This is a genomic window from Acidisoma sp. (assembly GCF_035492295.1).
Taxonomy (GTDB): Bacteria; Pseudomonadota; Alphaproteobacteria; order Acetobacterales; family Acetobacteraceae; genus Acidisoma.
Genome location: NZ_DATJJK010000181.1, coordinates 1 through 10186, shown reverse-complemented (window position 1 = coordinate 10186; position 10186 = coordinate 1). Strand labels below are relative to the sequence as shown.

Sequence of the window (10186 nt, the reverse complement as noted above, 5' to 3'; positions counted from 1 at the left end):
TATCCCGGTTGCAAGGACGAGCGCTATCCCGGCGTTTCGAGCTGGGAGAGCCTGGAGCATATCGGCCCGATGAGCCGGACGGTCGCCGATTCCGCGCTGATGCTGAGCGTAATTGCGGGGCCTGATTCCCGCGACCGGCTTTCCATTCCCTCCGCGGATATCGACTGGCTGCAAGCGACTAAGCCGCGAGACCTCAAGGGTCTTCGCGTAGCCTATAGCGCGGACTGGGGCTATGCGGCGGTGGACCCGGAAGTGCGCCGCGTGGTGGGCGAAGCCGTGCGGGTGTTCGAGACCGATCTCGGCTGCATCGTGGAGGAGGCGCATCCCGGCTGGGCGGATCCGGCCGAGGCTTTCTGGAGCCTCGTTGCGATGGAGAGCGACCTCGTCGGCATGCGCGCCATGGTGGAGGGACGCCGCCGCGAGATCTCCCCGCACCTTCTCGCCCTGCTCGACCGAAATTGGACGGCCGAGGACTTCACCAATGCCAATATGACCCGCAAGGCGGTCGCGAACCGCATGTGGCGTTTCATGCAGCGCTATGATCTGCTGCTGACACCGACGCTCGCAGCGCCCCCTTTCCCCGTCCATATGCAGGGGCCGGAAATTATTGAGGGTCGCATGGTGCGTGCGGCCGACTGGCTGTGCTTCACCTTCCCGATGAACATGACCGGTCAACCGGCAGCCTCCGTTCCGGCGGGCTTCACGACGGACGGCCTGCCCGTGGGCTTGCAGATCACCGGCCGCCATCTGGCTGATGCCAGTGTCATCGGGGCAGCGGCGGCCTTCGAGGCGGCGCGTCCTTGGGCCGGGCGCGAACCGCCTCTGCTCGCGGAGCTTGGACTTTGATCGGCTGGAACAGCGCAACCGGTAGCCTTGATTTCGCGACGCTGCACCGTGCCTATGCAGAGGGACTGACGCCGAGCGAGGTTGTGCGGGCCATCTTCACCCGCATCGACGCGCGCGGCGGTGACCCGGCTTGGATTCTTCTGCTCCCGCGCGAGGCGGTGCTGGCACGGGCGGCGGAACTGGAAGCGGAAGATCGCCGGGATTTGCCGCTTTGGGGTTTGCCGCTGTCGGTGAAGGACAGTTTCGACATCGCGGGCTACCCGACGACGGAAGCCTGCCGCGCCTTTTCCCGCATGGCGGCAGAGACCGACCCCATGGTCCAGCGGCTGCTGAATGCCGGTGCCATCATCATCGGTAAGACGAATATGGATCAGTTCGGCGTAGGAATTAATGGAACCCGCACCGATTACGGCATTCCGCGGAACAGCTTCAGCCCGGCCTTCATCTCCGGTGGATCGACCTCGGGCGGCGGTGTCACGCTCGCGGCGGGTCTCGTCAGCATGGCGCTCGGCGGCGATGCCGCAGGCTCCGGCCGCGTTCCGGCTGCGCTGAACAATGCCGTGGGCATCAAGCCGACGCCAGGGCTCATCGCCCTCGGCGGCGGGTCACGCGCAGGCATGAGCGCTAGCCACAATGTGATGACCCTGACGGTAGCCGACGGTGTGCTCGCAACCCGGGTGATGATCGGGTATGATCCGAATGACCCGCTTTCCCGCCCCGAGGCGGATTCTTTCGACCTGAAACTCTCCGTCCTGCCGACGCAATTCCGCTTCGGCGTGCCTTCGCGCGGGACCCGCATCTTCGCCAGCGATACCGAAGCCGAGCGGCTTTTCGACGAAGCGATCGCCCGGCTGCAAGGCATGGGCGGCGATGTTGTGGAACTGGACTTCACGCCCTTCTATGCGGCGGCGAAGATGCTGTACGAGGATGCTTTCATCGCGCGCCGCTACGCCAACCTGCAAACTTTCTTCGACGCCCATGAGGCGGAACTCTTCCCCGCCACGCGCGAGATCATCGGCTGGGGCAGGCGCTATTCCGGCGCGGATGTCTTCGTGGCGCAGCAGACGCTTGCCCGCCACGCCCAGACCATCCGCCACATGACGGCGGGGCTCGACATCGTGGTGACGCCGACGACGCCGACCACCTTCACGGTGGAGCAGATGCTGAGCGACAATATTCGACTCAACGCCATGCTCGGTACCTACACCAATTTCGTCAACCTTCTCGATATGTGTGCCGTCACCGTGCCCATGGGTTTCCGGGCGGACGGCCAGCCCCTCGGCATCAGTTTTGTCGGCCGCGCTTTGGAAGACAGCGCGGCCGCCAGCTTCGCCCATGCTTTCCATACGGCCCTCGGCGGCTCGCTCGGGGCCACGGCAACACCTCTCCCATCCCCCCTGGAAGGAGCCTTTGCATGACGTCGATCAGTCGCCGCGGCCTGCTCGCAGGTTCGATCCTATCGCCCGTCCTCCTCGCGGCCGGCGGAAAAGCCGCCTTCGCCAAAACGCCGCCGGAGGTTCTGGTGGTGGTGGGCGAACAGGGCACCAATTCGCTCGATACCATGGTGCCCGTCGCGAACGACTACAGCCGCATGGTCAATTGGCAGGTCTACGACCGGCTGGTGACCCATGGCAGCAAGGTCCTGCCCAACGGCACGGTTTCCTATGATTACACCAAGATGGAGCCGGAACTCGCCGAAAGCTGGGAGATCAGCGCGGATCGTAAGACCTATCTCTTTCACATCCGCAAGGACGCGGTTTTTCATGACGGCTCGCCCGTCACGGCGGAGGACGTAAAATGGTCCTTTGATCGTGCTGTCTCGGTGGGAGGTTTCGCGCAGATTCAGATGGGGGCTGGGTCTTTGACCAAGCCGGAGCAGTTTTCCGTCGTCGACCCGCATACCTTCAAGATCACATTCGATGTTCCGAACAAACTCACCATGCCCGATCTCGTGGTGCCGATCCCCTGTGTCGTCAACTCCAAGCTGGCCAAGAAGCACGCGACAGCGTCTGACCCCTGGGCGCTCGACTGGGTGCAGCATAACGATGCGGGCGGCGGCGCCTTCAAGGTGGCGAGTTGGAAGCCCGGCACAGAGATCGTCTTCAGCCGTTTCGACGATTGGAAATCGGGCCCGCTGCCAAAGTTGAAGCGCGTGATCTATCGCCAAATCCCCTCCCCCGGCACGCGCCGTGCGCTGCTGGAAAAGGGTGATGTCGATATTTCCGTCGGCCTGCCGCCCAAGGACTACGCGGAACTCGCCAAGGCCGGCAAGCTGCAGGTCATCGGCACACCGATCCAAAATGATCTTCTTTTCATCGACATGAATGTGAAGATGAAGCCCTTCGACAATCCCATCGTACGGCAGGCAATCGCCTGGGCGGTCCCCTATCAGTCGATCATGGATGCCGCCCTCTATGACCGGGGGGTACCGATGTTCGGCGGTGACCCGTCAAAGCCCTATCCGCCGGAATGGCCAGTCGTGTCCCACTACACGACCGATCTGGATAAGGCGAAAAAACTGCTCGCTCAGGCGGGCTTCCCGAACGGCTTCGAGACTACGGTCTCCTACGATCTCAGCCAGGCAACGACGCGTGAGCCGATTGCGCTGCTGCTTCAGGAGAACCTCGCCAAGATCGGCGTGAAGGTCTCGATCGAGAAAGTTCCAGGTGCCAACTGGTTCGCCCAGATGGCGTCCAAGACGATGCCCTTCGTCATCACGGAATTCTATGGCTGGCTGGTACCGCCTGAGTATTTCTTCTACTGGAATTTCTACGGCAAGAATAACGCGGTCTTCAACACCGCGAATTACGCCAATCCGAAGCTCGACGCCCTGATCGAGGATGCGCGCTTCCAGACCAATCCGACGATCTACGATGCCGATCTGGTTAAGATGAACGACATCGTGATGAGCGACCTTCCGCGCATCCCGCTGGCGCGCCTCTTCTTCGACGTCGCCATGCAGAAGAACGTTCACGGCTACGAATACTGGTTCCACACTCACCTTGATTTCAGGAAGCTGTACAAGTCTTGAGCCATCCCCTGCGCGCGCCGCACGATGCGTTCGGCGCTTTCGTCCCCGGCGCCCCGGTCCATGCGACCGGGGCGGCCTTCGGCCCGCTTCTCGGCCGTGGCTTCGCCGCCAAGGATCTGTTTGACGTGGCCGGCCTCGTGACCGGTTGCGGCAATCCGGACTGGGCGGCGAGCCATCCGCCCGCCGTCGCTCATGCCGATGCCGTGCAGGGGCTGCTCGATGCCGGCGCCAGTCTTGTCGGCCGCACGATCACCGATGAGATTTCACTGGGTCTTCTCGGCCGCAACCAGTTCCACGGCACGCCCATCAACCCCCGCGCGCCGGAGCGGCTGCCGGGCGGCTCCTCCAGCGGTTCGGCGGCCGCCGTTGCCGGGGGTCTGGCCGATCTCGCCCTCGGCACAGATTCGGGTGGGTCCGTCCGCGTGCCCTCCAGCTTCTGCGGCCTTTTCGGCATGCGCCCCAGCCATGGCCGCATTTCCGTACGTGGGCTGATGACGCAATCGCCCAGCTTCGACACGGTCGGTCTCTTCGCCCGCGATCCGGCAGTGCTACAGACTGCTTACGACCTTCTGTTGGACGACAAGCCAGTTGGTGGCACGGTCGATGGCGTGCTGATCGCCTGGGACGCTTTCGCCATTAGCGACGAAGCAGTGCAGGAAGCGCTGGCGCCGGCGCTCTTAACGCTTCGCGCAAGGCTGCCGGCAGAAGAGATCACCCTCTCCGCCGAGGGCCTGCCCCGCTGGGCCGAGCGGCAGCGCCGCCTGCAGCAGGCGGAATTCGGCCGCACCTTTCGCGATTGGATCGACGCCTTCAACCCACGCTTTTCCTTCGAGGTCGGTCGGTCTCTGGCACTCGCCGCTCTGGTCGCGGAGGAGGATCTGAGCGACGAGCACGCCTTCCGCGCCGAGGTGCGGGCGGAGATCACCGGTCGCCTCGCCGGTCGCCGACTTCTTTGCCTGCCGACGACGCCGATCCTGCCACCGGCACGGGGTATCCCGCTCTCCGCCATGGCGGAGGCGGGGCGACGGATCACGGAACTCACAAGCGTCGCTGGCCTCACCGGCCTCCCGCAGATCAGCCTGCCGCTCGGCCAGACGCCGGAGGGCATCCCCGTTGGCCTGTCGCTGATCGGCTGGCCCGGAGCGGACGAGGTGCTGCTGAGAATGGCGCGGGAACTGGCGGCCTAGCGCCTGGTCTCCCGGTCCTGCAGCGCCAGAATGGTCCAGCCGAAGAGCGGGATGATGATGTCCATATAGAAGATCACGCCGGCGTTGCCGGGTGCGAAATTATGCGCCACCACCATCTGCCGGACATGGCCGACGGCGGCACCCAGTGTGAACATGGCTGGTCCCGTGACGGCGGCAAGGCGGAAATCAAAGCTCCGGAAGGTTGCGAGGAAGGCGACCACCGCAAATCCGAGGCTCGCGGTGCCGACCTCGAACTGGAAGGGGCTGTCGGCCCAGCCGATGAAGGCCGCCGCCATCTGTCCGAAGAAGACATGCATGACGAAATTGTAGAGGAAGGAGATGCCGATCGCCCAGAACACGTGCCAGGCGATGAGTTTCTCCAACACCCGGGCTCGTGTCACCGGCCCGCGCAGGATGGCGACGCCTGAGGCGATCAACCCGATTACGAAAAAGGTCAGCGGGAAATTCGACAACACGAAAATGATGCTGCCCTTGATGGCATCAGCCATGTGCGTCTCCCGGTCGCTTCCCGCGTTCTTCTTTCCGCGCTGTCTAGAGGCGCTCCATTGGCGGAGTCAATCGATTCGATGGTGATTCGGACAAGAAAAGAGGGCACAAGGCCCTCTTTTCAGAACAGCACGGAAGGGACAGCTCAGACCTTCTGGGTCGAGGCCTTGTAGATCGTGTCGATCGACTGGCCGATGGCCGCATTGAACTCGGCATCCGACATGGACTTGGTGAGACCTTCCGTCAGCGCGCGTGAGAAGCTCGCGATCATGCCGTGATTCTCAGCCAGCAGTTTGCAGGCTTCGGCCTGGGAATAGCCGCCGGAAAGCGCCACGACCCGCTCGACCTTCGGATGGTCGACGAGCGGCTTGTAGAAATCCGGCACGGTCGGGATGGTGAGCTTGAGCATGACTGTCTGTCCGGCCGGCAGGGCTTCGAGCGCCTTGAGGAGTTCCTCGCGCAGCAACCCCTCCGCGCCGGTCTTGTCTGGGCTCTTGATCAGCACTTCCGGCTCGATGATCGGCATCAGCCCGTGGCCCGAAATCTGCGCCGCGATCTCGAACTGCTGGCGCACGATGGCGGCGACACCCGTGGGGGAGGCGAGCTTGATGGTGGAGCGCATCTTGGTGCCATAGACACCGAGCTTGACCGCACGCTCCAGCAGCGCATCGAGGCCAGGAATGGGTTTCATGAGGCTGACGCCATCGGCCTCGGCCTCCAGTCCCTTGTCCATTTTCAGGAAGGGCACCACGCCGCGGTTCTCCCAGAGGAAGGAGGGAACCGGCTTGCCCTCGGCCTCGCCATCCATGGTCTTCTCGAAAAGGATGGCGCCGATCACCTTGTCCCCAGTGAAGGCCGGCGCGGTCATGATGCGCACGCGCATCTCATGCATGAGCTGGAACATTTCAGCGTCGCCGCTATAGGCGGTCTCGGGGATGCCGTATTGCCGCAACGCGCCAGGGGTCGATCCCCCGCTCTGGTCGAGGGCGGCGATGAACCCTCCCTTTTCCGTCATCTGCTTCGCCATCTTGTCATTGGCCATGGTCATCATCCTTGCCAGCGGTACGTGAGAGCCAAACGGCGGTGCATAGGGTTCAAACTCTCTCCAAACGCGAGCGAGTTTTGGCATGGGGCCGGGGGCAAAGCAATCTGCGGCCGGGGATCGTCGCCATCCCGCCATCCAAACCGATAACCTGGTTGGCAGCGCAGCACCGTCAAGCCCCAGGGCCCAGCAGCCCGCATCCCATTAAATGCGAATAATTCTTAATTGCATTTCTTGACGACGGGTCGACCCGACTCTATTTTGCGATTGAGACTTGTTCGCATATCCGGAAAGCTGGCCCGCAAGCCAGCGCATGGAGAACTGCCTATGGCCGACCGCCCAACTCCGCTTTTGTCACTCCTGCCGATGACGCAGCATGCTCGCCTGGCTCCAGGACCCGCCCGATGAGGCCACCGGCGCCCGATAGCTACGAGCAGCGGACCCGCGCCGAGCAGCTTGCGATCTGGACGCTGCGGCGGATCGGGCAGGGCGGCACCTCCCCCTTCCCCGTGCATCGGCGGAGGTCCTCCCGCGAATGGCGGGATCTGGAGGAGATCGTAGAACTCCTTCGCGCGGCCAATCGCCGGCTGCATGAGGAGCGCGGCGCGGGCCTCGCCATCGGAAGCCCTGGTCATCTCGGGATCACGCCCGATGAGCGCGGCTTCCTCCGTGCCGCCGCCGCAGCGCAAGCCGAATCCGAAAACTTTCCGCTGAGGGAACTTGCAAGCTTCCTACCGGAAAGCCGCGCCCGCCTGCTCTTCTGCCGCGGCGTTATGCTTCTTGCCGCCGTTCTCGCGGCACATGGCCACTGGCTGCCGCAGCCGGCCACGGATGGCCCTCTCCTCGCCTGCGCGGCACTCGACCTCGCCCGTCGGCAGGGCAGGAACTGGCAGCGCGCCCGGATCATGTGGCCCTGACCGTTCCTCGAACCCATGCGGCCATGGGCCGCGCTTTCATGGCAAAGGATAAACGAATGCATTTCGGCACGTCAGTGGGCCGCTGCGACGCGCTGCCCAACCTCGACCGCGCGCTTCTCTGGGCCATGCGCGCCTGGGTGCTCGGCCAATGCCGCAAGCGCGAAACGGGCGACCAGATCCGGCAGGTCTTCCAGACGCTCGGTGCGCCGGACGGCGACCGCCAACTCGGCCGCTTCATGCGCGCGCTAAGCCATGGTGCTCGGCGCAGCCTTGAAGTCAATTGCGTCTGCAACCCGCATTTCAGCGAGGACGAGGCCCGTCTGCTCGATGTGTTCCGGCTGCAGCAGCAAGACCGGCATGATGAGGCCTTCGAGACTCTCTCCGGACTGACCGTCGAATTCGCCGCAATCACCGGTTGCGACAGCGCCAACCGGATCGTCCTGGCCCTTGCGGAATGCGGGCAGATCTTCACCGCAGTCCCGCTGACGGGCGCTTCGCGCTGGCACAGCACGGGAGCCGATGCCCGCCTGAACCGGCTTCACTGAAACGTGAGAAGCGAGCCTGCCCCTTCCTCGGATGTCAGACGCGATGGTCCGTCGACCCTCTCATCATGGGTCGGTCGGATTACCGCGTCTTGCGCATTTGTGCAGAGCAAAAATTCATTGGCCGCTCAGACGATCATTCTCTCGCGCCGTCATCGCGGGTCGAATTCGGCCGATCCGACAGGATTCTTGGCCCATCAGGCAGGCACACTCGCCAATTCTCGCGTATCCGGCATAATTCTCAGCGCCAATGTCTGCGCATGTGCTCCGTCCAGTTGACATTTGCACAGCCTCTGGCAAAGATGCGGGCAACGAAAGTCTATAAAGTCGGAGGACGTCATAGATGCGCCAGCAGAGCCAAGCCCGGGGGGAACTGGGACTGTGAAGACGAGCGTGACCCTCACCGAGGCTGCCCCGATACTCTTCGATCTGGTCGCTGTCATCGTGCGCGAACAGGGTACGTTGAGCGAAATCGACGGCCAAACCGGCGACGGCGACCACGGCGTCAATATGGGTAAGGGCTTTCGTTTGGCTGGCGAAAAACTGCGCGCCCGCGGCGAATTTTCCTTCCCAGAAGGGCTTGAGACCCTCGGTGACACGCTGCTGAGCGATATTGGCGGCTCGATGGGCCCGCTCTACGGCACTTTCTTCACCGATATGGGCGAGGTTCTAGAAGGCGCCGATTCCATCGACGGCCCCCGCTTCTCGGCCATGATGACCGCGGGGCTTGCCGCCGTACAGGGGCTCGGCGAAGCCAAGCCGGGCGACAAGACCCTGGTCGACGTGCTGGTGCCCGCGCAGACCGCCTTCGACGAAGCCCAGGCCTCCGGGAAGGATTTCGCCGCATCGCTCGAAGCACTGAAGACGGCCTCTGCCGCCGGGCTCGAAGCGACGAAGGATATGATCGCGAAGGTCGGCCGGGCCAGCCGGCTCGGTGAACGCTCCCGCGGCACGCTCGATGCCGGTGCTGCCTCCTGCAACATGATCCTGCAAGCCATGGCTGACGGACTGCTCGCACGCCTCGCTGCCTGAGGCAGCAGACAAGAAAACGGCGGGCAGTTCCATTCAGCTGCCCGCGCCTGCAACTCGGGACGGACATTCGGGTTCCCGCCGACCAACACCGCCGCGTGCCACGCGCAAATAGACAAAACCGATTTCGAGGAAACCTTCCGTCATGAGCGCACCCCCCGCTCCCTCCTCTTCGCGCCGAGCGACCGTGCGCAGCCCCCTGATTTTCGGCGGCGCGGCCGTGATCCTGGTGATTGCGATGGCGCTCAACGTGAAGGTCGTGAAACTCGGCTCGGAAGCTGCCGCCCCGCCTGGCGCCTTCAACCCTCAAGCCTATGGCCAGTCGACCTTCCCCAAGGTGCAGGCCGAGATCGAGAAGCGCGCAGTGGACGCGGCAACGCTCGCCGCGGCGCTCGCCCAGAATGCGGATGACGCGGCGAAGAAATACGGCGTGCCCGCCACGATCGGCACGGAATATATGGTGAAGTTTACCGGGGTCGCCGGCAAGCAGACCTTTGGCGTCTATTACGTGAAGATCCCGGGCGTGCCGGACGGTGTCACGGTGCGCGTGCAGATGGGACCTGCCGTCAACGGCACGGCCGTGCGCGATGCGACGGGCACCATCACATTCGGCCAGTTCACCAACCAGATCGACTATCAGAACGCCGGTTCGGCGTTGAACAACGAGATCAAGACTCAGGTCCTGTCCAAGATCGACACCAAGACCCTAACCGGCAAGACCATCAGCGTCGTCGGCGCGTTCCAATATGTCGTGCCGAACAGCTGGCTCATCACCCCGGTCATGGTCGAGGTGAAGTAGCATGAGCGAGCCTGCCGCCAAATCGGACGAGGTGGTGCTTTCGGCCCGCAACGTCTCCAAATCCTACGGCAACACGCATGCCCTGAAGGGCGTCAATTTCGACATTCACCGTGGCAAGGTGACGACCCTCTTCGGCGAGAACGGGGCCGGCAAATCGACCCTGATGAAGGTCCTCTCCGGGATTATTCCCCCCACCGCCGGAAGGATTGTGCTGGACGGCGAGGAAGTGCGCTTCGCCAGTACCAATGATGCGCGGGACCGCGGCATTTCGATCATCCACCAGGAA

General features: G+C 63.6%; 11 protein-coding genes. 9 read left to right on the top strand and 2 right to left on the bottom strand.

Annotation, left to right across the window (positions count from 1 at the left end; translation table 11 throughout):
• The 4 genes from VL752_RS13385 to VL752_RS13370 form a co-directional block, all read left to right on the top strand.
• On the top strand, window positions 1-846 hold an 846-nt coding region (locus VL752_RS13385; RefSeq protein ID WP_325356033.1), incomplete at its 5' end, for an amidase family protein.
• A complete protein-coding gene (locus VL752_RS13380; RefSeq protein WP_325356031.1) occupies window positions 843-2264 on the top strand; it encodes an amidase family protein in 1422 nt (473 codons plus the stop codon). The genes VL752_RS13385 and VL752_RS13380, both read left to right, overlap by 4 nt.
• A complete protein-coding gene (locus VL752_RS13375; protein ID WP_325356029.1) occupies window positions 2261-3877 on the top strand; it encodes an ABC transporter substrate-binding protein in 1617 nt (538 codons plus the stop codon). Before VL752_RS13380 ends, VL752_RS13375 begins: the two co-directional genes overlap by 4 nt.
• Window positions 3874-5064 carry an amidase gene (locus VL752_RS13370; protein ID WP_325356027.1) on the top strand — a complete coding sequence of 397 codons (1191 nt, stop codon included), beginning with the start codon at window positions 3874-3876 and terminating at the stop codon, window positions 5062-5064. The genes VL752_RS13375 and VL752_RS13370 overlap by 4 nt, the downstream gene beginning before the upstream one ends.
• On the opposite strand, the gene VL752_RS13365 is transcribed toward VL752_RS13370, so the two are convergent.
• Both VL752_RS13365 and VL752_RS13360 read right to left on the bottom strand, forming a co-directional pair.
• Window positions 5061-5573 carry a DUF6790 family protein gene (locus tag VL752_RS13365; protein WP_325356025.1) on the bottom strand — a complete coding sequence of 171 codons (513 nt, stop codon included), beginning with the start codon at window positions 5571-5573 and terminating at the stop codon, window positions 5061-5063. The genes VL752_RS13370 and VL752_RS13365 overlap by 4 nt on opposite strands.
• Window positions 5574-5716: 143 nt before the next feature.
• On the bottom strand, window positions 5717-6613 hold the full coding sequence (locus VL752_RS13360; protein ID WP_325356023.1) for a fructose bisphosphate aldolase: 897 nt from the start codon (window positions 6611-6613) through the stop codon (window positions 5717-5719).
• A gap of 404 nt (window positions 6614-7017) precedes the next feature.
• Here VL752_RS13360 and VL752_RS13355 point away from each other — a divergent pair, with 404 nt between their 5' ends.
• The 5 genes from VL752_RS13355 to VL752_RS13335 form a co-directional block, all read left to right on the top strand.
• On the top strand, window positions 7018-7530 hold the full coding sequence (locus VL752_RS13355; RefSeq protein WP_325356021.1) for a hypothetical protein: 513 nt from the start codon (window positions 7018-7020) through the stop codon (window positions 7528-7530).
• A 56-nt stretch (window positions 7531-7586) separates the two neighbouring features.
• Window positions 7587-8075, top strand: coding sequence for a hypothetical protein (locus VL752_RS13350; protein WP_325356019.1), 489 nt, complete (start codon window positions 7587-7589; stop codon window positions 8073-8075).
• Window positions 8076-8453: 378 nt separating this feature from the next.
• Window positions 8454-9104, top strand: coding sequence for a dihydroxyacetone kinase subunit DhaL (dhaL, locus tag VL752_RS13345; RefSeq protein WP_325356017.1), 651 nt, complete (start codon window positions 8454-8456; stop codon window positions 9102-9104).
• Between the two features lie 142 nt (window positions 9105-9246).
• On the top strand, window positions 9247-9900 hold the full coding sequence (locus tag VL752_RS13340) for a DUF2291 domain-containing protein (RefSeq protein WP_325356015.1): 654 nt from the start codon (window positions 9247-9249) through the stop codon (window positions 9898-9900).
• A 1-nt stretch (window position 9901) separates the two neighbouring features.
• Window positions 9902-10186 (top strand): ATP-binding cassette domain-containing protein (locus tag VL752_RS13335; protein WP_325356013.1); only part of this gene is annotated, 285 nt, incomplete at its 3' end.

Coding starts and splice junctions, on each gene's coding strand:
- VL752_RS13375 (WP_325356029.1), top strand. CDS start 2,261: ATGACGTCGATCAGTCGCCGCGGCCTGCTCGCAGGTTCGATCCTATCG.
- VL752_RS13365 (WP_325356025.1), bottom strand. CDS start 5,573: ATGGCTGATGCCATCAAGGGCAGCATCATTTTCGTGTTGTCGAATTTC.
- VL752_RS13360 (WP_325356023.1), bottom strand. CDS start 6,613: ATGGCCAATGACAAGATGGCGAAGCAGATGACGGAAAAGGGAGGGTTC.
- VL752_RS13355 (WP_325356021.1), top strand. CDS start 7,018: ATGAGGCCACCGGCGCCCGATAGCTACGAGCAGCGGACCCGCGCCGAG.
- VL752_RS13350 (WP_325356019.1), top strand. CDS start 7,587: ATGCATTTCGGCACGTCAGTGGGCCGCTGCGACGCGCTGCCCAACCTC.
- VL752_RS13340 (WP_325356015.1), top strand. CDS start 9,247: ATGAGCGCACCCCCCGCTCCCTCCTCTTCGCGCCGAGCGACCGTGCGC.